This is a genomic window from Streptomyces sp. NPDC055239 (assembly GCF_053606205.1).
The window spans coordinates 118,684-141,356 of record NZ_JBSGRD010000002.1; the positions used below are offsets into that span (position 1 = coordinate 118,684).

The following is a 22,673-nucleotide window of genomic DNA, read 5'->3' on the forward strand; positions in this document are numbered from 1 at the left end:
GGAAGCGCGCCCCCGACTGCCACCTTCCAGGGGGCGGTGAAGCTGTTCGTGTGACCCCCCAAGGGCTCCGGATTGGCTTTCCCGCCGCAGGTGGGGGCAGGATGCCTTTCTGGGCGCGAGGGTCCGGAACACGGACCCGGGTCCGGGGCCTGACCGAGGACCCTGGCAGCATCGGCTTCGCTGTGCCCATCATGCGGCTCCGCCGCGTGGCACGCCTCAACGGCAAGAAGAACACGGGAGTACAAACATGAACCGCAGTGAGCTGGTGGCCGCGCTGGCCGACCGCGCCGAGGTGACCCGCAAGGACGCCGACGCCGTGCTGGCCGCGTTCGCCGAGACCGTCGGCGAGATCGTTGCCAAGGGCGACGAGAAGGTCACCATCCCCGGCTTCCTGACCTTCGAGCGCACCCACCGTGCCGCTCGCACCGCCCGGAACCCGCAGACCGGCGAGCCGATCAACATCCCGGCCGGCTACAGCGTCAAGGTTTCGGCGGGCTCCAAGCTCAAGGAAGCCGCCAAGGGCAAGTAGCCTCAAGCAGCGAATAGAAGGGGCGGCCACCCGGTTGGGTGGCCGCCCCTTCTGCGTGCCGTACAAAAGATGGCCTCAAATGCCGGCCGGGCTGAAGCCCGCTACAACGTCGCCCTGCCCGGCAGCTCGACCTTCGCGCCGAGCTCCACGAGCTTGTCCATGAAGTTCTCGTAGCCGCGGTTGATCAGGTCGATGCCGTGGACGCGGGAGGTGCCCTGCGCCGCGAGGGCAGCGATCAGGTACGAGAAGCCGCCGCGCAGGTCGGGGATGACCAGATCGGCGCCCTGGAGCTTCGTGGGGCCGCTGACGACCGCCGAGTGGAGGAAGTTGCGCTGGCCGAAGCGGCAGTCGGAGCCGCCGAGGCACTCCCGGTAGAGCTGGATGTGTGCGCCCATCTGGTTGAGCGCGGAGGTGAAGCCGAGACGGGACTCGTAGACCGTCTCGTGGACGATGGAGAGGCCCGCGGCCTGCGTCAGGGCCACGACCAGGGGCTGCTGCCAGTCCGTCTGGAAGCCGGGGTGCACGTCCGTCTCCAGGGCGATCGCGTTGAGCGAGCCGCCCGGGTGCCAGAAGCGGATGCCCTCGTCGTCGATCTCGAAGGCACCGCCCACCTTCCGGTAGGTGTTCAGGAAGGTCATCATCGAACGCTGCTGGGCGCCGCGGACGTAGATGTTGCCTTCGGTGGCCAGGGCCGCGGAAGCCCAGGAGGCGGCCTCCAGGCGGTCCGAGAGGGCGTGGTGGTTGTAGCCGCCCAGGCTGTCGACACCGGTGACCCTTATGGTCCTGTCGGTGTCCATCGCGATGATCGCGCCCATTTTCTGCAGAACACAGATGAGGTCTTCGATCTCGGGTTCGACGGCGGCGTTCGAGAGCTCGGTGACGCCCTCGGCCAGCACGGCCGTGAGGAGCACCTGCTCGGTGGCGCCGACGGACGGGTACGGCAGCTGGATCTTCGTGCCGCGGAGCCGCTGCGGGGCCTCCAGGTACTGGCCGCCCTCGCGCTTCTCGATGGTGGCGCCGAACTGGCGGAGCACCTCGAAGTGGAAGTCGATCGGCCGGCCGCCGATGTCGCAGCCGCCGAGGCCGGGGATGAAGGCGTGGCCGAGGCGGTGCAGGAGCGGCCCGCAGAACAGGATCGGGATCCGCGAGGAGCCCGCGTGCGCGTCGATGTCCGCGACGTTGGCGCTCTCCACGTGCGAGGGGTCCATGACCAGCTCGCCCGGCTCCTCACCGGGGCGGACCGTGACGCCATGCAGCTGCAGGAGTCCGCGTACGACGCGGACGTCGCGGATGTCGGGGACATTGCGCAGCCTGCTCGGAGCGCTGCCGAGCAGCGCGGCGACCATGGCCTTGGGCACGAGGTTCTTCGCGCCGCGGACACGGATCTCGCCCTCCAGCGGGGTTCCGCCGTGGACAAGCAGTACATCGTCGGTGACGGTCATGAATCTCGCGTTCCGATTGGATGGACGGGTGGACCAAAGGGCAAGCGTAATGGGCGAGTACCCCCCTTCCGTAAGGCTAAGGACGTCCGGAACACGTCAGGAGTCCGTGACAACACGAAACGTTCGGAACCGGACACTCCGGGTCACTGCCGAAAGCGTGCGCTCCGGCAGCTTCAGTGCGCCCCTGAGCTGCATTCACTGCCGTACGCGCATTGCCTCCCCCCGCGGGGCAAAGATGCGGGATCATGTCGTTCATGACCGAGGTGTCCTCGCTCACAGGGCGGCTGCTCGTGGCCACGCCTGCCCTGGCGGACCCGAACTTCGACCGCGCGGTGGTGCTTCTCCTCGACCACGACGAGGAGGGCTCGCTCGGCGTGGTCCTCAACCGGCCCACGCCGGTGGAGGTCGCGGACATCCTGGAGGGCTGGGGTGATCTGGCCGGCGCGCCGGGAGTCGTCTTCCAGGGCGGCCCCGTCTCGCTCGACTCGGCGCTGGGCGTCGCGGTGATCCCAGGCGAGGAGGGCCCGGCCTCCGGATCCCGGCCGCGTTCGGTCAGAGGCGAGCCGATCGGCTGGCGCCGCGTGCACGGCGCGATCGGCCTGGTCGACCTGGACACGCCCCCCGAACTCCTGGCCCCCGCGCTCGGCTCGCTGCGGATCTTCGCCGGGTACGCGGGCTGGGGCCCGGGCCAGCTGGAGGACGAACTCACCGAGGGCGCCTGGTACGTGGTCGAGTCCGAGCCCGGCGACGTGTCGTCGCCGGACCCGGAGCGGCTGTGGCGCGCGGTGCTTCGACGGCAGCGCAGTGAGTTGGCGATGGTGGCGACGTATCCGGATGATCCGTCCCTCAACTGACAGGTCGGCGCCACCTCCCGTCACGGGCTGAAGTCCGGGCCTTCGTCTACGTCGTCTATGTCGTTGAGATACCGCTCGGCGAGCGGGTGCGGGCCGCGGGACGGGGCCGCCAGGTGGACGGGTACCGGCGGCGCGTTCTTCAGGCGTACGTGGCGCAGGCCGGGGTGGGTGGTGCCGGTGATCATCGCCTCGCTCGGCGTACCGCTGGGGGTGCTGCCCCCCGGTCCTCGCGTCGGCGGGCGGCGTGGCGGAAGAGGGCGTCGCCCCCTGTCCATATCTATGGGCGTGGGGGATCGGCGGCATCCTGGGCAGCGTTCTCGCGGGCCCTGGTGGTGTGGGGTGCGGCGGGCTGGGCGCTCCAGGTCCCGCAGCAGCACCGCCTGTTGGCGCTGCGCGCGGAGCGGGGCACGGTGGGCCGCGCGCGAGTTCCGTCGCCCGCCCGTCCGGGCGATGCCCGGACGCGGTCGGCGTAGGTACCCTTGGATGCCATGAGCACTCTTGAGCCCGAGCCCGAGCGCGGGGCAGGTACGGGGACCCTCGTTGAGCCGACGCCGCAGGTGTCGAGCGGTGACGGCGACCACGAGCGCTTCGCGCACTATGTCCAGAAGGACAAGATCATGGCGAGCGCGCTCGACGGTACGCCCGTCGTCGCGCTCTGCGGCAAGGTGTGGGTGCCGGGTCGTGACCCGAAGAAGTACCCCGTCTGTCCCATGTGCAAGGAGATCTACGAGTCCATGAGCGCCGGTGGCGACAAGGACAAGGGCGGTAACGACGGCAAGGGCGGCGGCAAGAAGTAGCCCGCACCGGAGTCGTCCGGACCCTCCTCGCGACGGGGCGTTGCGTGTACCGCAACGCCCCTTTTGCGTTGTGCAACGGCATGGCAGCCTCGCCCCATGACCTTGACCTTTGAGGAACTGATCCCGGCGCCCTCGCATGCCGAAGGACCTCGCGCCGAAGGACCGCACACCGAAGGCTTCTTCCTCGACTCCTCGACCGTGCTCCGCGCGGCACCCGGCACCGAGTCCACCGAGCGCTGGCTGCGCTCCACCCTCGGTGCCGCGCTCGGCCTGACCCTGGCGCCGGGTGAGGGCAGTGGCGTGTCGCTGGAGATCGACGACTCCCTCGCGCCCGAGGCGTACCGGCTCACCGTGGGGGCGAGCGGCATCGAGATCGTCGGCGGCGCGGCCCCCGGCGTCTTCTGGGGCGCGCAGACCCTGCGCCAGCTCATCGGGGCGGACGCCTTCCGCCGCGCCCCCCTGCGGGCCGGGGTTCCGCACACGGTGCCGGGGTGCCTCATCGAGGACAGCCCCCGCTTCCGGTGGCGCGGCATGATGCTCGACGTGGCCAGGCACTTCATGCCCAAGGACGGCGTCCTGCGCTACCTGGACCTGCTCGCCGCCCACAAGCTGAACGTCTTCCACTTCCACCTCTCCGACGACCAGGGCTGGCGCATCGAGATCAAGCGCTACCCGAAGCTGACGGAGGTCGCGTCGTGGCGGCCGCGCTCGAAGTGGGGGCACCGCGCATCGGAGTTGTGGAACGACACCCCGCACGGCGGCTACTACACGCAGGACGACATCCGCGAGATCGTCGCGTACGCCCATGAGCGGCACATCGCCGTCGTACCCGAGATCGACATCCCCGGGCACTCGCAGGCCGCCATCGCCGCCTACCCGGAGCTCGGCAACACCGACGTCGTCGACACCGCGTCGCTCGGCGTCTGGGACACCTGGGGCGTCACCCCCAACGTCCTCGCCCCGACCGAGAACACCCTTCGCTTCTACGAGGGGGTGTTCGAGGAACTGCTGGAGCTCTTCCCCTCCACCTTCATCCACGTCGGCGGAGACGAGTGTCCCAAGGACCAGTGGAAGGCGTCCCCCACCGCGCAGGCCCGCATCAAAGAGCTGGGCGTCGCTGACGAGGACGGTCTGCAGAGCTGGTTCATCCAGCACTTCGACACCTGGCTGACCGCGCGCGGGCGCCGTCTCATCGGCTGGGACGAAATCCTCGAAGGCGGCCTCGCGGACGGCGCCACCGTGTCCTCCTGGCGCGGGTACGGGGGCGGCATCGCGGCGGCCAAGGCAGGGCACGACGTCGTCATGTGCCCCGAGCAGCAGGTGTACCTCGACCACCGGCAGGACGCCGGCCCCGACGAGCCCGCGCCCATCGGCTTCGTCCGCACCCTGGAGGACGTCTACCGCTTCGAGCCGCTGCCGCCGCAGCTCACCGCCGAAGAGGCCCGGCACGTGCTCGGCACCCAGGCCAACGTCTGGACCGAGGTGATGGAGTACCACGCACGCGTGGACTACCAGGTGTTCCCGCGTCTCGCCGCCCTCGCCGAGGTCGCCTGGAGCGACCTGCCCGCATCCGCCGAGCGCGACTTCGCGGACTTCGAGCGGCGAATGGTCCCGCACTACGCGCGACTTGACGCACTCGGCGTCGACTACCGCCCGCCCGGCGGCCCGTTGCCGTGGCAGCAGCGCCCGGGCGTGCTCGGACGCCCGATCGACGGGGCGCCCCCGAACGTGTGAGGAAGACCCCGTAGCCGGTGTGTCGGGCTGCCCGCGCTGGGAGCGTGGGCAGCCGGACGAAAGTCGTACAAGGATCACCGAAGAGTGGCAATTCCCGCCGACCGGCGAGGGCGTGTGAAATCGGCACAACCCCCTGGTCTGCGGACGAATGGCTCCTAGCGGACCCCCGCGCCGAGGGCCCGGGAAGATGTGCCAGAGTTGCCACGTCCGGGCTGTGAACACGTACCGTACGGCGGAACAGGCGTAACGGTGGGTACGGCGAGAAAGCCGCCGGACATCGGGAAGGGGCAGCCGGTTTTGACCACGCACGCACCGCAGGCGGCGCAGACCGCGCAGACGGCGAAGCTGCCTGGAACGCTGGACGAGGCCGTGGAGGCACTCGCCGCGATGCCCGCCGCCGTGCCCGTGGCCGGCGGCACCGACCTCATGGCCTCCGTCAACGCGGGCCTCCTGCGCCCCGCCGCGCTCGTCGGCCTCGGCCGCATCAGGGAGATCCGCGGCTGGCAGTACCAGGACGGTCACGCGCTGCTCGGCGCGGGCCTCACCCACGCACGTGTCGGGCGGCCCGACTTCGCCGCCCTGATCCCTGCGCTCGCCCACGCCGCGCGCGCCGCCGGACCCCCGCAGATCCGCAACGCGGGCACCCTCGGCGGCAACATCGCCACGGCGGGCCCGACCGGCGACACCCTGCCCGTCCTCGCCGCCCTCGAAGCCGTCCTCATCATCGCGGGCCCCGGCGGCGCACGCCGCGAGGTTCCCGTGTCGCACCTCCTCGCGGGGATGGACATGCTCCGCCCCGGCGAACTCATCGGCTTCGTGCGACTGCCGCTCCTGCACGCCCCGCAGGTCTTCCTGAAGGCGACAGGGCGCACCGGGCCAGGACGCGCCACCGCGTCCGTCGCGCTCGTCCTGGACCCCGCGCGGCGCGGTGTGCGCTGCGCGGTCGGCGCCGTCGCTCCCATGCCGCTGCGGCCCCTGGAGGCCGAGCAGTGGGTCGCCTCGCTGATCGACTGGGACGGCGAGCGGACGATCGTGCCGGAGGCCCTCACCGCCTTCGGTGAGTACGTGGCCGCCGCCTGCATCCCCGACCAGCCTCCGGCGGAGGACGGCTCACCGCAGCCGCTGCCCGCCGCCGTACTGCACCTGCGGCGCACCGTCGCCGCGCTGGCCCGACGAGCACTGGGGAGGGCGCTGTCGTGAGCGACGACCAGAACGGCAATGGCGGCTGGCAGCCGCATCCGCAGGGCGAGTACGACTCGGACGCCACGGCCTTCGTACAGCTGCCCGAAGGTGCCCTCGACGCCTTCGACCACTCGCCGCTCGCCGCGCCGGGACACGGTTACGTCCCGCCGCAGATAACGGTCACCCCGACGACGGCCGACGCGACGGATCCGGCCGCCACGGGTGTCTGGGCCATGCCGCCCGAGGTGACCGGCGTACAGAACGTGCAGTGGCCCGCCGCGGGCGGAGTGCCCGAGCCCGCGCCGTCCGGTCACGTGCAGGAGCAGGTGCAGGAGCACGCGTACGACCCCCGGGCCACGGGCCAGTGGAGCTTCCAGGAGGCGGAGGGGCACGCGCCCGCCGCCCCCGCGCCCGCCGATGTCACGGGGCAGTGGTCGATTCCCGTCGCCAATGGTGATCTTCCGGATGAATCGGGCGAGTTCACCACGTCCTCGCTCGCCGCGCAGTGGGGCGGTACGCCGCCCGCGACGCTGCCGGGCGGCGCGGCGGCGCCGTGGGCGACAGGTGGCGCGGGTGTGGGCGCGCCGTGGTCGGAGCCGGCGCAGCACCCGCATGCCGAGCTGCATCCGCATCCGCATGCCGAGCCGCATCCGTACGCCGAACCGCATCCGCATAGCGAGCCGCAGCACCAGCAGTACGTCGAGCCGCAGCACCACGAGCACGTGGCGCCCCCGGAGGCGTTCGTCCCCGAACCGCCGGTCGCTCCTGAGATGCATGTGACGGTGCCCGAGGAGGTCGTAGCGCCGCCCGAGGCGCACGAGGCCCCCGCAGAGCCGGAACCCGAGCCGGAGCCCGAAGCCGAGGTCGAGGCGGAGGCGGAGGTCGAGGCAGAGGCAGAGGCAGAGGCCGAAGCGGACACCGAAGCCGGTACCGAAGCCGGGACCGAGGTCGAAGTCGGCGCCGAGACGGACGCCGAGACGGACGCCGAGACCGACCCCGAGGCCGACGCCGACGCCGACGCCGAAACCGACCCCGAAGAAGCAGCCACCGGCGCCGTCACCGCCCACGCCGACGAACACCCCCTCTGCTCCTACGTCCTGCGCGTCAACGGCGCCGACCGCCCCGTCACCGACGCGTGGATCGGCGAGTCGCTGCTCTACGTCCTGCGTGAGCGCCTCGGCCTCGCGGGCGCCAAGGACGGCTGCTCGCAGGGTGAGTGCGGAGCCTGCAACGTCCAGGTGGACGGCCGTCTCGTCGCCTCCTGCCTGGTGCCCGCCGCCACCGCCGCCGGAAGCGAGGTGCGTACCGTCGAGGGCCTCGCCGTCGACGGCAGACCCTCCGACGTGCAGCGGGCGCTCGCCGCCTGCGGTGCCGTCCAGTGCGGCTTCTGCGTACCGGGCATGGCGATGACCGTGCACGACCTGCTCGAAGGCAACCCCGCCCCGTCCGACCTGGAAGCCCGCCGCGCCCTGTGCGGCAACCTGTGCCGCTGCTCCGGCTACCGGGGCGTGCTCGACGCCGTGCAGGAAGTGGTCGCCGAGCGTGAGGCATCCGCGTCCGCGTCCGCCGCCGAACCGTCCGGCCAGGGCGACCAGGCGGGCGAGGCGCGCATTCCGCACCAGGCGGGACCCGGCGCCGGAGGGGTCAACCCGGCGGCGCGGAGCGGAACGTACGAAGGACCTTACGGCCAGGACGGAGGCCAGGCGTGAGCAACGAAGCCGCGGGTACGGCGAACACCGCGACCGCAGTGGAGACGCAGCCGGGCCCCGAGCCGCTGCCGCACGGCATCGGCGCGTCGCTGCCGTCCGCCGAGTCCCGCGCCAAGACGGAGGGCACGTTCCCCTACGCGTCCGACCTGTGGGCGGAGGGGCTGCTGTGGGCGGCCGTCCTGCGCTCGCCGCACGCGCACGCGCGCATCGTCTCGATCGACACGTCACAGGCGCGAGAGATGCCCGGCGTGCGCTCCGTCGTCACGCACGAGGACGTGCCGGGCGAGGCCCTGCACGGCCGCAAGACGGCGGACCGTCCGGTCTTCGCGTCCGACGTCGTACGCCACCACGGCGAGCCCATCGCCGCAGTGGCCGCGGATCACCCCGACACGGCGCGGATGGCCGCCGCCGCCATCTTCGTCGAGTACGAACTCATGGAGCCGGTCACCGATCCGGAGAAGGCGTTCGCGGCCGAACCCCTGCACCCCGACGGCAACTTGATCCGGCACATCCCGCTGCGGCACGGCGACCCGGAAGCGGCGGGCGAGCTCGTCGTCGAGGGCCTGTACCGCATCGGCCGCCAGGACCCGGCGCCGATCGGCGCGGAGGCGGGGCTCGCGGTGCCGCGTCCCGACGGGGGCGTGGAGCTGTACATCGCCTCCACCGACCCGCACACCGACCGCGACATGGCCGCGTCCTGCTTCGGCATCGACCCGGACATCGTGAAGGTCGTCGTGACCGGCGTCCCCGGCGCGACCGCCGACCGCGAGGACGCCAGCTTCCACCTGCCGCTCGGCCTGCTCGCGCTCACGACGGGCTGCCCGGTGAAGCTGACGGCGACCCGCGAGGAGTCCTTCCTGGGCCACGCCCACCGCCACCCGACACTGCTCCGCTACCGCCATCACGCGGACGCCGAGGGCAAGTTGGTGAAGGTCGAGGCGCAGGTCCTGCTCGACGCGGGCGCGTACGCGGACACGTCGTCGGACGCGCTCGCAGCGGCCGTCTCCTTCGCCTGCGGTCCTTACGTGGTCCCGAACGCCTTCATCGAGGGCTGGGCTGTGCGCACGAACAACCCGCCGTCCGGACATGTCCGGGGCGAGGGCGCCATGCAGGTGTGCACGGCGTACGAAGCCCAAATGGACAAGATCGCAAAGAAGTTGGGCATCGACCCGGCGGAGCTGCGGCTGCGCAACGCGATGGCCACCGGCGACATCCTGCCGACGGGTCAGACGGTGACGTGCCCGGCCCCGGTGGCCGAACTCCTCGCCGCCGTAAGGGACTTCCCCCTCCCCGAACTGCCCAAGGACACCCCCGAGGACGAGTGGCTGCTGCCCGGAGGCCCTGAGGGCGCGGGCGAACCGGCCGCGGTGCGCCGGGGCGTCGGCTACGGCCTCGGCATGGTCCAACTCCTGGGCGCCGAAGGCACGGACGAGGTCTCCACGGCCACGGTGAAGGTCCACGACGGCATCGCGACCGTCATCTGTGCCGCGGTCGAGACGGGCCAGGGCTTCTCGACGCTCGCCCGCCAGATCGTCCAGGAGACCCTCGGCATCGACGACGTACGCGTGGCCCCCGTCGACACGGACCAGCCCCCGGCGGGACCGAGCTGCCACGGCCGCCACACATGGGTGTCGGGCGGCGCGGTGGAGCGCGCGGCGAAGATGGTCCGCACGCAGCTCCTCCAGCCCCTGGCCCACAAGTTCGGGATGTCGACGGAGCTGCTCCAGATCACCGACGGCAAGATCACGTCGTACGACGGGGTGCTCAGCACGACCGTCACGGAGGCGATGGACGGCAAGGAGCTCTGGGCCACGGCGCAGTGCCGCCCGCACCCGACCGAGCCGTTGGACGAGGCGGGCCAGGGCGACGCGTTCGTCGGGATGGCCTTCTGCGCGATCCGCGCGGTCGTGGACGTGGACGTCGAGATCGGTTCGGTACGGGTCGTGGAGCTCGCGGTCGCCCAGGACGTGGGCCGCATCCTGAACCCGACCCAGCTGAAGGTACGTATCGAGGCGGGCGTCACGCAGGGAGTGGGCGCGGCTCTGACGGAGAACCTCCGTACGCCGCGCGGCCTGGTCCGCCACCCCGACCTGACGGGATACGCGCTTCCGACCGCCCTGGACACCCCCGACATCCGCATCGTGAAGCTGGTGGAGGAGCGGGACGTCGTGGCGCCCTTCGGCGCGAAGGCGGCGAGCGCGGTGCCGGTGGTGACGACTCCGGCGGCGGTGGCCTCGGCGGTGCGGGCGGCCACGGGGCGGCCGGTGAACAGGCTGCCGATCCGCCCGCAGGCGGCGGTGGCGACGTGACCGCTCCTGCGAGCGGCGTGGTCGTCATCACCGGAATCATGGCCGCGGGCAAGTCCACGGTGGCGCAGGCCCTCGCCGAGCGGCTGCCGCGCGCGGCGCACGTGCGGGGCGATGTCTTCCGCCGGATGATCGTGTCGGGCGGCCAGGAGTACGAGCCCGGGGCATCGGACGAGGCGGCGGCCCAACTCCGCCTGCGGTACGGCCTGTCGGCGGGGACGGCGGACGCGTACGCCGCCGCGGGCTTCGTCGCGGTGGTCCAGGACGTCATCCTGGGCGAGGAGTTGAAGACGTACGTGGATCTGCTGCGTACGCGCCCCGTGCACGTGGTCGTCCTCGCCCCGCGCCCGGACGCGGTCGCCGCCCGGGAGGCCGGTCGCGGCAAGACCGGGTACGGGGCATGGACCGTGGAGGCCCTGGACTCGGGGTTCCGGTCCACGACACCGAGGCTCGGGCTCTGGCTCGACAGCTCCGACCTGACGGTCGAGGAGACGGTGGACGCGATTCTCGCGGGGCTCGACGAGGCGCGGCTCCAGCCCCTCTAGCCGCTCTAGTCCTCAGGCCCCCGTGGGCTCCTCGGCCTGGCGGGCCTCCTGCACGGTCTTCTGTATCGAGCGGGACCAGGACGTCGTGGGTGCTGCCAGGCGGCCGATCACGCGGCCGAGCCAGTCCGCGTCACCGAGCCGCTCCGCCTCGTGCGCGGCGACGGTCTGCGTAAGGAGCTGCTCCAGGACGGCCACGTCGAGCATCCGGTACCAGCGGGGGTGCCGGTGGAAGTCGATCCGCCAGTCCTCGTACGGATGGCGCAGCGTCATGTCCAGGTGGCCGGTGCCGCGCCCCCTGAACCACGGGAGACCGCAGAGCAGGCCGGGCAGCGTGAAGTTCCCGCCCTTGGACGGGTATCCGCCCCCTATGGTCACGCCCATGCCCAGCATGACCCTGGACCAGGGGATCAACTCGCCCTCAGGAGTGCCCGAGTGCCGGTAGAGCCCGTCCGTGCGGAACTCCACCCAGGTGCCGCCCGGTCGCAGGGCATCGCCCATGACCCAGCGGCCGTCGACCAACTCCAGGGGCCCCAGGGCCGGATTCACGCCACTCATGCGTGTATTGGACCACGAGGCGTCGGACCATGAGCGGCCGAGGCTCAACGCAAAGAGGGGCGGCTCCTGACGGGGCCGCCCCTCGTTCACCTGAGGCCGTGGCGGGAATCGAACCCGCGTTACTGGCTTTGCAGGCCAGCCCCTAAGCCACTCGGGCACACGGCCGAGTCTGTGCTCGACCCCTTGAACCTAAGTGCCCGGAACCAGCCGCTCAAGGGAATCGCCGCCCCCGAAACGGGACTGCCACACCGCGTTCATGAACGGGCTCCGGCGGGCGAGCGGTCGTACGACCAAGGGACCAGCGGCAGCCCGCCTCCGGACAGGGGTCATACCGCATCACGCCCCTTACGCTGGCCAGTATGAGCGCCCAGGAACCGCGCGACACCGATGTCGCCACCGACCCGATAGCCCTGACCGTCCCGACAGTCCCGACGCCCCCGCCGTCGGAGCTCCGGGGCGGGGTGCTGCGGCCTCCCTACCGTGCGCTCAGCCTCGGCATCGTCTCCGTGGTCCTGCTCATCGCCTTCGAGGCGACCGCCGTCGGTACCGCCATGCCGGTGGCCGCCCGTGAGCTGAACGGCGTCTCCGTCTACGCCTTCGCCTTCTCCGCGTACTTCACGACCAGTCTCTTCGGCATGGTGCTCTCCGGGCAGTGGGCCGACCGGCGCGGGCCGCTCGGGCCGCTCGCCACCGGGATCGCGGCCTTCGCGGCGGGGCTGCTGCTCTCCGGGACCGCCCAGGCCATGTGGATGTTCATCCTGGGGCGGGCCGTGCAGGGGCTCGGCGGGGGGCTCGTCATCGTCGCGTTGTACGTCGTCGTCAGCCGGGCCTACCCGGAGCACCTGCGGCCGTCCGTCCTCGCGGCGTTCGCGGCCAGCTGGGTCGTGCCTTCCGTGGTCGGGCCGCTCGTCGCGGGGACGGTCACCGAGCACCTGGGGTGGCGGTGGGTGTTCGTCGGGATTCCCGTTCTCGTCGTGGCGCCGCTGGTGCTCGCGCTGCCCGCGATCCGACGTTCCGCCTCCGGGCCCGTCGACCCCTCCGCGCCCGTCGAGGCCTTCGACCGGCGGCGCATCCGGCTCGCGCTCGGGATCTCGCTGGGGGCGGGGCTCCTGCAGTACGCCGGGCAGGATCTGCGGTGGCTCTCGCTGCTGCCCGCGGTGCTCGGGGCGGTCGTGCTCGTGCCCGCCGTCCTCGGTCTGCTGCCGCGCGGTACGTACCGGGCCGAGCGGGGCCTGCCCTCCGTCGTGCTGCTGCGGGGCGTCGCCGCCGGGTCCTTCATCGCCGCCGAGTCCTTCGTGCCGCTGATGCTGGTCACCGAACGCGGGCTCACCCCGACCATGGCGGGGCTCTCGCTCGCCGTCGGCGGCGCGACCTGGGCCCTCGGCTCCTACGTACAGTCGCGGCAGCGCATGGAGAGGTACCGGACGCGGCTGATGGTGACCGGCATGGTGCTGGTCGCCGCCTCCATCGCGACCGCGCCGACCGTGCTGATCGACGCCGTCCCTGTGTGGATCGTCGCCGTCGCCTGGGCTTTCGGCTGCTTCGGCATGGGCACGGTGATCGGTTCGACGAGCGTGCTGCTCCTGCGCCTCTCGGCACCGCAGGACGCGGGCGCGAACTCCGCCGCCCTCCAGATCTCCGACGGCCTCTCCAACGCCCTGCTCCTGGCGGCAGGGGGCGCCGCGTTCGGCGCGTTGGGAGGCGGGGCGGTGGGCGCCGCGCACGTTGCCGTCGGTGCGGGCGGGTCCCACCCGGGGGCGTTCGTCGCCGTGTTCCTGCCGATGGCGGCAGTCGCCCTGGTCGGCGCCTGGGTGGCGACGCGGCTGAAGGAACGTACGGACTGAGGAAGGTGTGTGACTCCCGTCGCACCCGGCCCGGGCCCCGCATCGTCATCAGGCCGGCGTCAACACATCACCGGTAGGGTGGCCCGGTTGTCGTACGTACCCGTCGTACTCGTCTGTCGTCCGTACCCGAGCGCCAAAACCGGAGACCGTGACTACCACCGCCGCCAACTCCGCCTCCTCCCACCACCTCTCTCCCGCCTTCCCCGGCCGCGCCCCCTGGGGCACCGCCAACAAGCTGCGTGCCTGGCAGCAGGGGGCGATGGAGCGGTATCTCCAGGAGCAGCCGCGTGACTTCCTCGCCGTCGCGACACCCGGCGCAGGCAAGACGACGTTCGCGCTGACGCTCGCCTCCTGGCTGCTGCACCACCATGTCGTGCAGCAGGTGACGGTGGTCGCGCCGACCGAGCATCTGAAGAAGCAGTGGGCGGAGGCCGCGGCCAAGATAGGGATCAAACTGGATCCCGAGTACAGCGCCGGACCGCTCAGCAAGGAGTACCAGGGCGTCGCCATCACGTACGCGGGTGTGGGCGTGCGGCCCATGCTGCACCGCAACCGCGTGGAGCAGCGCAAGACCCTGGTCATTCTCGACGAGATCCACCACGCCGGTGACTCGAAGTCGTGGGGCGAGGCCTGCCTCGAAGCCTTCGAGCCCGCCACGCGGCGCCTCGCGCTCACCGGTACGCCCTTCCGGTCCGACACCAACCCGATCCCCTTCGTCGCGTACGAGGAAGGGAACGACGGCATCCGGCGGTCCGCCGCCGACTACACGTACGGATACGGGAGCGCGCTCGGCGACGGCGTCGTCCGGCCCGTCATCTTCCTCTCCTACTCCGGCAACATGCGCTGGCGTACCAAGGCCGGTGACGAGATCGCGGCGCGGCTCGGCGAGCCGATGACCAAGGACGCCATCTCGCAGGCCTGGCGCACAGCCCTTGACGCGCGCGGCGAGTGGATGCCGAACGTCCTCAAGGCCGCCGACAAGCGCCTCACCGAGGTCAGGAAGGCCATCCCGGATGCGGGCGGGCTCGTGATCGCCTCGGACCAGGACTCCGCCCGCTCGTACGCCAAGCTGATCCGCGAGCTCACCGGGGAAAAGGCCACCGTCGTCCTCTCCGACGACACCGGCGCGTCCAAGCGGATCGACGACTTCACCGTGAGCAACGACCGGTGGATGGTCGCGGTCCGGATGGTGTCCGAGGGCGTCGACGTGCCGCGCCTCGCGGTGGGTGTGTACGCCACCACCATCTCGACGCCGCTCTTCTTCGCCCAGGCCGTGGGCCGTTTCGTACGTTCCCGGCGGCGCGGCGAGACCGCGTCGGTCTTCCTGCCCACCGTCCCCGACCTCCTCGGCCACGCCAACGAGATGGAGGTCGAGCGCGACCACGTGCTCGACAAGCCGAAGAAGGAAGGGGAGGAGGATCCCTACGCCGAGTCCGAGAAGGAGATGGACGAGGCGAACAAGGAGGAGGACGAGGACACCGGCGAGCAGGAGCAGTTCTCCTTCGAGGCCCTTGAGTCCGATGCCGTCTTCGACCGGGTTCTCTTCGACGGCGCCGAGTTCGGCATGCAGGCGCACCCCGGGAGCGAGGAGGAGCAGGACTATCTGGGCATCCCCGGGCTCCTCGAACCCGACCAGGTGCAGATGCTGCTCCAGAAGCGGCAGGCCCGGCAGATCGCGCACAGCAAGAAGCGGCCCGACGACGAGGCCGATCTTCTCGAACTCCCCGCCGAGCGGCGGCCCGTGGTCTCCCACAAGGAGATGCTCGAACTGCGCAAGCAGCTCAACACGATGGTCGGCGCGTACTCCCACCAGAGCGGCAAGCCGCACGGCGTGATCCACACCGAGCTGCGCCGCACGTGCGGCGGCCCGCCGAGCGCGGAGGCCACCGGGGGACAGCTGCGGCAGCGGATCGCGAAGGTCGGGGAGTGGGCCACCCGCATGAAGTAGGGCGGGCCGCTCACGGGAGGGGACGGCTCCCTGGAGCGGACCGGTGCGTTCCATGTGCGGGAATCGTGCGTACGTCCGCCCGGCGCGCACCGCGTATAGGGGCATTGCGCCCCTAACAGCTCGTCTGATGACCGGATTCTGGACGGAGTCTTCCGCTGAGCGGGACGGCCTCGCTAATGTCCCCGAAACGTACACGCCCCGTGGCAGCGCCGCCGCGGAGCGCAGCCGGAGTTCCGACCGGCGGCCTCTGACGCGCGTCGCCCACGGGACCGGCGACGCAACCGCCGCGTAAAGGGGCCGTCGACCCTCATCTAAGGAGTGGGCGTCGTGACCGCGGAGACTTCCCAGACGCTCGACCGAGGACTGCGCGTCCTCAAACTGTTGGCCGACACCGATCACGGGCTCACCGTCACCGAGCTTTCGAACAAGCTCGGTGTGAACCGCACCGTGGTGTACCGCCTCCTCGCCACGCTGGAGCAGCACGCGCTGGTCCGCCGTGACCTGGGCGGCCGTGCCCGCGTCGGACTCGGAGTGCTGCGACTCGGCCGCCAGGTGCATCCGCTGGTGCGGGAGGCCGCGCTGCCCGCGCTGCGCTCCCTCGCCGAGGACATAGGGGCGACCGCGCACCTGACCCTCGTCGACGGCACCGAGGCACTCGCCGTCGCCGTCGTCGAGCCCACCTGGACGGATTACCACGTGGCCTACCGCACCGGTTTCCGGCACCCCCTGGACCGGGGCGCCGCGGGCCGGGCGATCCTCGCCGCGAGGCAGGGGCTCGCCACCGATCCGGGGTACGCGCTCACGCACGGGGAACTGGAGGCGGGCGCCAGTGGAGCCGCGGCGCCGCTGGTCGGCGTCACCGGGGTGGAGGGGAGCGTCGGCGTCGTCATGCTCGCGGACTCCGTGCCGGAGCGGGTGGGACCGCGGGTGGTGGACGCGGCACGGGAAGTGGCCGACGCGTTGAGGTGAGGCCCCTCCGGCGTACCGTCGATCACCGGCTCCGCCGAGTTCGTCCTCAAACGCCGGACGGGCTCGTCCATCCCGCCGCACGTTAGATTGATCCCGTGTTCTCCCTCTCTCGTCTCACGCGCCCCAAGGCCCTCGCCGTCTGTGCCGTCCCCGTGGTCGCCCTGTTCGCGGTCGCCGCCCTCGCGCCGCTGCCGTTCGCCGTGGCCCAGCCGGGGTCGACGGCGAACGTGCTCGGCACGAGCGAGGGCAAGCGGGTCATCTCGATCACCGGCGCGCCCACCCGCGAGACGAGCGGTCAGCTGCGGATGACGACGATCGTGGCCACGGGGCCCGACACGGACGTGAGCCTGAGCGAGGTGGTGGACGGCTGGTTCCGTAAGGACCGTGCCGTGATGCCCAAGGACTCGGTGTACCCCACCGGCAACAACGTGAAGGAAGTCGAGAAGCACAACCTCGGCGACATGAAGGAGTCGCAGGAAACGGCCACGAAGGCCGCGCTCTCCTACCTCGAAGCGAACGGCGTGGACGGCACCGACAAGGTGAAGGTCAAGGTCGACCTCGGCAAGATCGGGGGCCCGAGCGCGGGCCTCTTCCTCTCGCTCGGCATCATCGACCTGATCGACGGCAACGGCAGCGGCGGGGACCTGACGGGCGGCCGGAAGATCGCGGGCACCGGCACGATCGCCGACGACGGCGAGGTCGGCCCGGTCGGCGGTGTCGCGATGAAGACGCAGGCCGCGAAGCGGGACGGGGCGACGGTCTTCCTGGTCCCCAAAGCGGAGTGCTCGGACGCTCAGGCGGAGCTGCCGAAGGGGCTGCGGCTGATTCCGATCACGACACTGAAGGGAACGGTCGACGCGCTGCGTTCCCTGGAGCGGGGCGAGAAGGTCCCGAGCTGCTGACGAGGCGCAGGCCCAATTCGACCATCTTCCAGCCGAGTTGAGTACGCAGATGGGGGCGCCGCTTCTGTAAGGGCGCCGCTCGCTGGAGTTCTGCGGCGCGGGCGTGGTGCAGCCGCAGATGTATGTCGGGGTGCATGGCTGAGGCCTCTCACTCGGAGTAGTGCGTCGGGAAGACGTGGGTGTGCAGGCGCACCCTGGCGGAGTCCGGATGTGTGTCGTCGACGGCCAACGGGCGGTAGCTCTCGATGAGTTCTTCGATCTTGCCGGCCAGTTCGGTGGTGAGCTCGGGCGTCAGGCGCAGGGTGTAGTCGCTGAGGGCGGAGCTGTCGATCCACTCCGTGGACCAGTCGTGCTGTGTGCCGATCCAGGTGGAGACTTCCGTGGCGTGGAACGTCGCGACCTCGTGGAGGTAGACGGTGACCGCGCCGCGCACCGTCGGGTCCGGGTCGTTCATGAGCGTCTCGTCCAGGCGCGTCCCCTGGTGCGCCGACTGCCACCAGCGCTCGCGCCCCTTGCCTCGGCCCGGGGCGTCCTCGACGAAGCCGTGGGCCGCGAGCTGGCGCAGGTGGTAGCTGGTCGCGCCGCTCGACTCGCCCAGGCGGTCGGCCAGTTGGGACGCGGTCGCCGGTCCTTCCCGCCGCAGCGAGATGAGCAGCTGCATGCGCAGTGGATGCGCGAGCCCCCGCAGCGAGCGGGGGGTGAGGTGGTGGACCTTGCGGCCCTCGGGCTCTGCCGTGCCGTCCGTCATGGCTCTTACGGTAAGCATGCAAAGACTCCGTTGCAACCCTTTCTTTGCAACGGAGTCTTTGTAAGTCGGAGGCCCCCCGGCCCGGCTACTCCTTGACGAACCCCTCCTTGATCAACCACTCCTTCGCCACCTCATGCGGATCCTGCCCGTCCACATCCACCTTGGAGTTCAGCTCCTGGGCCACCGTGTTGTTCAGCTTCTTCGTGATGGGGTCCAGGACCTTCTCGATCTCCGGGTGCTCCTTCAACGCCTTGCTGTTGATCTCAGGGGCGGCGTTGTAGTTGGGGAAGAAGTGCTTGTCGTCCTTCATCACCGACAGGTCCATCGCCTTGATGCGGCCGTCCGTCGTGAAGACCTCGCCGAACACGCACGACCCCTTGGAGACCTGGGTGTAGATGATCCCGGTGTCCATCTTGGTGATGTTGGAGTTGGGGATCTTCATCCCGTACTGCTTCTGCATGCCAGGAAGGCCGTCCTCGCGCGAGGAGAACTCGCTCTCCACGCACAGCGTGACCGCCTTCGGGTCCGACTTCGACAGGGCCGCCACGTCGGAGAGCGTCTTCGGCTTGTACCTGGCCTCGTTCTTCCGGTTGATGGCGAGCGCGTAGGTGTTGTTCAGCTCGGCGGGCGGCAGCCAGGTGACGCCGTTCTTCGCGTCCGCCTCGCGCACCACCTCCCACTGCTTCTGCGGGTCTTCGACGGGCTTGGAGTTGCCGAGGTACGTGATCCAGGCGGTGCCCGTGTACTCGTACATGGCGTCCGCGTCGCCGCTCTTGACGGCCTCGCGGGCGCCGATCGAACCCTGGATGCCCGTCCGGTCCAGGACATCCGCGCCGGCCGCCTCGAAGGCGATGCCCATGATCGCGCCGAGGATCAGCTGCTCGGTGAACTCCTTGGACGCGACGGTGAGGTCGGCGCCCTTCAGGGGCAGCCCCTTGCCGACCGTGCCCGGCTTGACGTCGTCCACCATCGGGCTGCCGCTGGTGAGGCCGCAGCTCACCAGGAGGGCCCCGCCCACGGCACCGACGGCCGCCGTACGCCACGTCATTCTCGTCCTCGTCCTCGTCCTCATGAACCGGCCTCCAAGCCGCGCGGACGAAGGACCAGTTCGGCCAGGGAGGCCAGCCAGTCCACGAGCAGCGCGAGCGCGATCGTCAGGATCGAGCCGAGCATGAGCACCGGCATCCGCTGGTTGGTGATCCCGGTGGTGATGAGGTCGCCGAGCCCGCCGCCACCGCCGAACGTGGCGAGCGTCGCCGTGCCGACGTTCAGGACGAGCGCGGTGCGCACACCCGCCAGGATCAGCGGCACGGCAAGGGGGAGTTCGACCTTGCCGAGGACTCCCCACGCCGACATGCCGATGCCGCGCGCGGCTTCGAGCAGGGTCGGGTCGTTGGCGTTCAGGCCCGCGATCGTGTTGGAGAGTACCGGCAGGACGGCGTAGATGATGATGCCGATCAGGGCCGCCTTCTCGCCGATGCCGATCCAGATCACCAGGAGGGCGAGGAGGCCGATCGCCGGTGTCGCCTGGCCGATGTTGGCAAGGGCCATCGCGACGGGCGCCGCCTTGCGGAGCTTCTTGCGGGTCAGCAGGATGCCGAGCGGGATCGCGATGATCAGCACGAAGAAGGTGGAGATCACCGTCAGCTGGATGTGCTGGCGGAGCCTGAGCCAGACGTTGCCGTCCGCCAGGGCGTTCGTGGAGATCGAGTCCAGGTCGGCCTGCTGGAACCACCACCAGGTGAGCAGCAGGAGCACGATCAGGAACGCGGGCAGGACGGTCAGCTTCTGCCAGCCGATCCGCCGCCGCGCCCGGCCCGTGGCCGACGCCGATGGCGGGGGAGGGGCCTCCTGCTCGGCGGCCTCGCCCGTGTCGCGGAAGTGGTGGCCCTTGACCTCGTGCTCGCCGTCGGGCCGTGGCTCGGGTCCGTCGCCGGGCGACGGCTTGTTCTCGGGGATCCGGGGGTTGTTCCCGGGGATGCCGCTCACGCCTGCGCCGCCCCTCCGTCGCCCTCCTGCTCGTGGTGGGTCACCGGGGAACGCTGGTCCTGCAGTTCGTGCTGGTGCTCCACGGCGTCGAGCCGGTCGGCCTCCAGCATCTCGTGGACGGAGTTCATCAGGGTCTGCATGTCCACGACGCCGGTGAACTCGCCGCGCCGCCCGGTGACCGCGACCCGCCCCGCGTTGTCCGTGAGGACCGCTTCGAGCGCGTCGCGCAGGGTGGCGTCGCGGGTGACCGTGTCGTGGACGAGGGTGCCCGCGCGGGCGAGGGAACCCTCGGCGCGCATCAGATCGCCGCGCCGCAGCCACTTGTAGGGACGGCGGCGCTTGTCCAGGAGCAGCAGTTCGTTCGTGCCGCTGTCACGCAGCTTGTCGAAGATGTCCTGGAGCGGGTCGTCGACGGTCACCGTCGCGAAGTCGGCGATCTCCACATCGCGTACGCGGGTGAGGTTGAGCCGCTTCAGGGCCGCGCCCGCGCCCACGAAACCGGAGACGAAGTCGTCGGCGGGGTTGGTGAGGATGGCTTCCGGGGTGTCGAACTGCGCGATGTGCGAGCGCTCCCTGAGCACCGCGATGCGGTCGCCGAGCTTGATGGCCTCGTCGAAGTCGTGCGTGACGAAGACGATCGTCTTGTGCAGCTCGTGCTGGAGCCGGATCAGCTCGTCCTGGAGGTGGTCGCGGGTGATCGGGTCGACCGCGCCGAAGGGTTCGTCCATCAGGAGTACGGGAGGGTCGGCGGCCAACGCCCGCGCGACCCCCACGCGCTGCTGCTGGCCGCCGGAGAGCTGGCGCGGATAGCGGCCGTGGAACTCGGCTGGGTCGAGCCCGACGAGGTCGAGCATCTCCTCGACCCGGGACTTGATCTTCGTCTTCCCCCAGCCGATCATCTTCGGCACGAGGGCGATGTTCTGGGCGACCGTCATGTGCGGGAAGAGCCCGGAGGACTGGATCGCGTACCCGATCTTGCGGCGCAGCTTGACCGGGTCCATGTCGGTGACGTCCTCGCCGCCGATGCGGATGCGCCCGCTGGAGGGCTCGATGAGCCGGTTGATCATCTTCAGCGTGGTCGACTTACCGCAGCCCGAAGGGCCGACGAGGATGACGATCTCGCCCGCCTTGATCTCCATGCTGACGCTGTCGACCGCGGGGTCGTTGCTGCCCGAGTACCGCTTGGTGAGGTTCTCCAGCTCGATCGTCGCGCCCGTGGTGTCGCTCGGGGCCGCCGCGCCCGCGGCCGTCGCCCCGTTGTCGGTGTTCGTCGCGGTGGTCTCAGACACGGATACCCCTCGAGATGGTCAGGCGGCCGATCAGTACGTAAGCGGCGTCGAAGAGCAGCGCCAGGATGATGATCCCGAGCGTGCCCGCGAGCACCTGGTTGAGCGCGTTCTTGCTGCCGAGCGAGCCGATGCCGCGGAAGATCTCGTTGCCGAGGCCGGGGCCCGACGCGTACGCGGCGATGGCCGCGATGCCCATCAGCATCTGCGTGGAGACGCGGATGCCGGTCAGGATCGGCGGCCAGGCGAGCGGCAGCTCCACCTTCACCAATCGCGCGACACGCGACATGCCGATGCCCTTCGCCGCGTCGACCAGGGAGGGATCGACGCCGCGCAGGCCGACGATGGCGTTGCGCACGATGGGGAGCAGGCCGTAGAGGGTCAGCGCGATGACCGTCGGGGCTACACCGAGTCCGACGACGGGGATCAGCAGACCGATCATGGCGAGCGACGGGATGGTCAGGATGGTGGAGGTCGCGGTCGTGGCCAGGTTGCCCGCCCAGTCGCTGCGGTACGTGATGACGCCGATCAGTACTCCGATGACGGTCGCCACGACCATGCACTGGAAGACCGCACTGGCGTGCTGGTACGCGTCCGTCAGCAACTGCTGATGGCGGTTGCCGAGGTAGTCCCAGAAGTTCACTGAACTGCTCACCTCGCCCAGGCGCGGTTCGGACGGCGCCGGGAGTCTCCCGGTGCCCGCGTGCCGCGTACGTCGTGGGGGCGTACCGCGCTGTGTCTGTTCTGCCGTTCGCTGTCCGCTGTGTCTTTGTTTCGGCTGTCCGGATTTCGGCTGTCCGGCTGTTCGTTCTCTTGTCTACCCGCGTCAGGTGTCTTCTGACGCCTGTTCGACCAGCGGGATGATCCGCAGCGGAACAGGGTTCTCCATGACGATCGCCGTGGAGGCCCGGACAATGCCATCAAAACCCAGGACCCGGTCGATCACACGTTGGAGATCCGCGTTCGAACGGGCGACGAGACGGCAGAGCATGTCTCCGTGGCCGGTGATGGTGTGCAGTTCGAGCACCTCGGCGACGGTGGCCAAATGCGCCCGTACGTCGGCACCCTGGCCCTGTTTGATCTCCAGCGTGGCGAAGGCGGTGACGGGGTAGCCGAGGGCGGCGGGATCGACCTCGGGGCCGAAGCCGCGGATGACTCCGTTCGACTGAAGACGGTCCATCCGGGCCTGCACGGTCCCGCGTGCGATACCGAGCCGGCGCGACGCCTCCAGAACGCCGATGCGGGGTTCGCGGGCGAGCAGCACGATGAGCCTGCCGTCCAGATGATCGATCGTCATGGTGCGTTCTTCTCCGCTCGTCGGGTGGTCATCATGT

21 protein-coding genes and 1 tRNA gene are annotated in these 22,673 nt (G+C 70.6%); 12 read left to right on the forward strand and 10 right to left on the reverse strand.

What is annotated here, in order from left to right:
- Positions 1-247: 247 nt before the first annotated feature.
- On the forward strand, positions 248-529 hold the full coding sequence (locus ACWFRJ_RS06720; protein ID WP_016645140.1) for an HU family DNA-binding protein: 282 nt from the start codon (positions 248-250) through the stop codon (positions 527-529).
- 101 nt (positions 530-630) lie between these two features.
- On the opposite strand, the gene murA is transcribed toward ACWFRJ_RS06720, so the two are convergent.
- Positions 631-1,971 carry a UDP-N-acetylglucosamine 1-carboxyvinyltransferase gene (gene murA / locus ACWFRJ_RS06725; RefSeq protein WP_344521857.1) on the reverse strand — a complete coding sequence of 447 codons (1,341 nt, stop codon included), beginning with the start codon at positions 1,969-1,971 and terminating at the stop codon, positions 631-633.
- Between the two features lie 245 nt (positions 1,972-2,216).
- On the opposite strand from murA, the gene ACWFRJ_RS06730 reads away from it, so the two are divergent.
- On the forward strand, positions 2,217-2,825 hold the full coding sequence (locus ACWFRJ_RS06730; protein WP_453525160.1) for a YqgE/AlgH family protein: 609 nt from the start codon (positions 2,217-2,219) through the stop codon (positions 2,823-2,825).
- Positions 2,826-2,845: 20 nt separating this feature from the next.
- Here the strand turns inward: ACWFRJ_RS06730 and ACWFRJ_RS06735 are convergent, their stop codons facing one another.
- Positions 2,846-3,010 (reverse strand): hypothetical protein, encoded by a 165-nt coding sequence (locus ACWFRJ_RS06735; RefSeq protein ID WP_453525161.1) that lies wholly within the window; start codon positions 3,008-3,010, stop codon positions 2,846-2,848.
- A gap of 303 nt (positions 3,011-3,313) precedes the next feature.
- Between ACWFRJ_RS06735 and ACWFRJ_RS06740 the strand changes: the two genes are divergently transcribed.
- The 6 genes from ACWFRJ_RS06740 (at position 3,314) to ACWFRJ_RS06765 (ending at position 11,098) form a co-directional block, all read left to right on the forward strand.
- Complete coding sequence (locus ACWFRJ_RS06740; RefSeq protein ID WP_383275550.1) at positions 3,314-3,622, forward strand: DUF3039 domain-containing protein; 309 nt, start codon at positions 3,314-3,316, stop codon at positions 3,620-3,622.
- 96 nt (positions 3,623-3,718) lie between these two features.
- Positions 3,719-5,356, forward strand: coding sequence for a beta-N-acetylhexosaminidase (locus tag ACWFRJ_RS06745; RefSeq protein WP_453525162.1), 1,638 nt, complete (start codon positions 3,719-3,721; stop codon positions 5,354-5,356).
- Between the two features lie 297 nt (positions 5,357-5,653).
- Positions 5,654-6,556: an FAD binding domain-containing protein gene (locus ACWFRJ_RS06750; RefSeq protein WP_453525163.1), complete on the forward strand. Its 903-nt coding sequence runs from the start codon at positions 5,654-5,656 to the stop codon at positions 6,554-6,556.
- Complete coding sequence (locus tag ACWFRJ_RS06755) at positions 6,553-8,247, forward strand: 2Fe-2S iron-sulfur cluster-binding protein (protein ID WP_453525164.1); 1,695 nt, start codon at positions 6,553-6,555, stop codon at positions 8,245-8,247. The genes ACWFRJ_RS06750 and ACWFRJ_RS06755 overlap by 4 nt, the downstream gene beginning before the upstream one ends.
- Positions 8,244-10,556 carry a xanthine dehydrogenase family protein molybdopterin-binding subunit gene (locus tag ACWFRJ_RS06760; RefSeq protein ID WP_453525165.1) on the forward strand — a complete coding sequence of 771 codons (2,313 nt, stop codon included), beginning with the start codon at positions 8,244-8,246 and terminating at the stop codon, positions 10,554-10,556. Before ACWFRJ_RS06755 ends, ACWFRJ_RS06760 begins: the two co-directional genes overlap by 4 nt.
- 38 nt (positions 10,557-10,594) lie before the next feature.
- A complete protein-coding gene (locus ACWFRJ_RS06765; RefSeq protein ID WP_453527069.1) occupies positions 10,595-11,098 on the forward strand; it encodes an AAA family ATPase in 504 nt (167 codons plus the stop codon).
- Between the two features lie 12 nt (positions 11,099-11,110).
- On the opposite strand, the gene ACWFRJ_RS06770 is transcribed toward ACWFRJ_RS06765, so the two are convergent.
- Together ACWFRJ_RS06770 and ACWFRJ_RS06775 are read right to left on the reverse strand one after the other, a co-directional pair.
- Positions 11,111-11,653 (reverse strand): hypothetical protein, encoded by a 543-nt coding sequence (locus ACWFRJ_RS06770; RefSeq protein ID WP_453525166.1) that lies wholly within the window; start codon positions 11,651-11,653, stop codon positions 11,111-11,113.
- A 93-nt stretch (positions 11,654-11,746) separates the two neighbouring features.
- Positions 11,747-11,818, reverse strand: a tRNA-Cys gene (locus tag ACWFRJ_RS06775).
- 194 nt (positions 11,819-12,012) lie between these two features.
- Between ACWFRJ_RS06775 and ACWFRJ_RS06780 the strand changes: the two genes are divergently transcribed.
- The 4 genes from ACWFRJ_RS06780 to ACWFRJ_RS06795 all read left to right on the forward strand — a co-directional run bounded on the left by ACWFRJ_RS06780 (position 12,013) and on the right by ACWFRJ_RS06795 (position 17,316).
- Positions 12,013-13,497, forward strand: a complete 1,485-nt coding sequence (locus ACWFRJ_RS06780; RefSeq protein WP_453525167.1) for an MFS transporter — start codon at positions 12,013-12,015, stop codon at positions 13,495-13,497.
- A gap of 148 nt (positions 13,498-13,645) precedes the next feature.
- On the forward strand, positions 13,646-15,445 hold the full coding sequence (locus ACWFRJ_RS06785) for a DEAD/DEAH box helicase (protein WP_453525168.1): 1,800 nt from the start codon (positions 13,646-13,648) through the stop codon (positions 15,443-15,445).
- Between the two features lie 327 nt (positions 15,446-15,772).
- Positions 15,773-16,414, forward strand: a complete 642-nt coding sequence (locus tag ACWFRJ_RS06790) for an IclR family transcriptional regulator (RefSeq protein WP_389908412.1) — start codon at positions 15,773-15,775, stop codon at positions 16,412-16,414.
- A 95-nt stretch (positions 16,415-16,509) separates the two neighbouring features.
- Positions 16,510-17,316, forward strand: a complete 807-nt coding sequence (locus ACWFRJ_RS06795; RefSeq protein ID WP_453525169.1) for a S16 family serine protease — start codon at positions 16,510-16,512, stop codon at positions 17,314-17,316.
- Positions 17,317-17,464: 148 nt separating this feature from the next.
- Here ACWFRJ_RS06795 and ACWFRJ_RS06800 read toward each other — a convergent pair whose 3' ends face one another.
- The 6 genes from ACWFRJ_RS06800 to ACWFRJ_RS06825 form a co-directional block, all read right to left on the reverse strand.
- A complete protein-coding gene (locus tag ACWFRJ_RS06800; RefSeq protein ID WP_453525170.1) occupies positions 17,465-18,082 on the reverse strand; it encodes an ArsR/SmtB family transcription factor in 618 nt (205 codons plus the stop codon).
- A gap of 67 nt (positions 18,083-18,149) precedes the next feature.
- On the reverse strand, positions 18,150-19,112 hold the full coding sequence (locus ACWFRJ_RS06805; protein ID WP_453525171.1) for a glycine betaine ABC transporter substrate-binding protein: 963 nt from the start codon (positions 19,110-19,112) through the stop codon (positions 18,150-18,152).
- Positions 19,113-19,132: 20 nt separating this feature from the next.
- Positions 19,133-20,044 (reverse strand): ABC transporter permease, encoded by a 912-nt coding sequence (locus ACWFRJ_RS06810; protein ID WP_453527071.1) that lies wholly within the window; start codon positions 20,042-20,044, stop codon positions 19,133-19,135.
- Positions 20,045-20,049: 5 nt separating this feature from the next.
- A complete protein-coding gene (locus ACWFRJ_RS06815) occupies positions 20,050-21,342 on the reverse strand; it encodes a betaine/proline/choline family ABC transporter ATP-binding protein (protein WP_453525172.1) in 1,293 nt (430 codons plus the stop codon).
- Positions 21,335-21,982, reverse strand: coding sequence for an ABC transporter permease (locus ACWFRJ_RS06820; RefSeq protein ID WP_453527074.1), 648 nt, complete (start codon positions 21,980-21,982; stop codon positions 21,335-21,337). The genes ACWFRJ_RS06815 and ACWFRJ_RS06820 overlap by 8 nt, the downstream gene beginning before the upstream one ends.
- Positions 21,983-22,165: 183 nt before the next feature.
- Entirely contained in the window at positions 22,166-22,636 is a 471-nt protein-coding gene (locus ACWFRJ_RS06825) for an Lrp/AsnC family transcriptional regulator (protein ID WP_383275605.1), read from the reverse strand.
- Positions 22,637-22,673 lie beyond the last annotated feature (37 nt).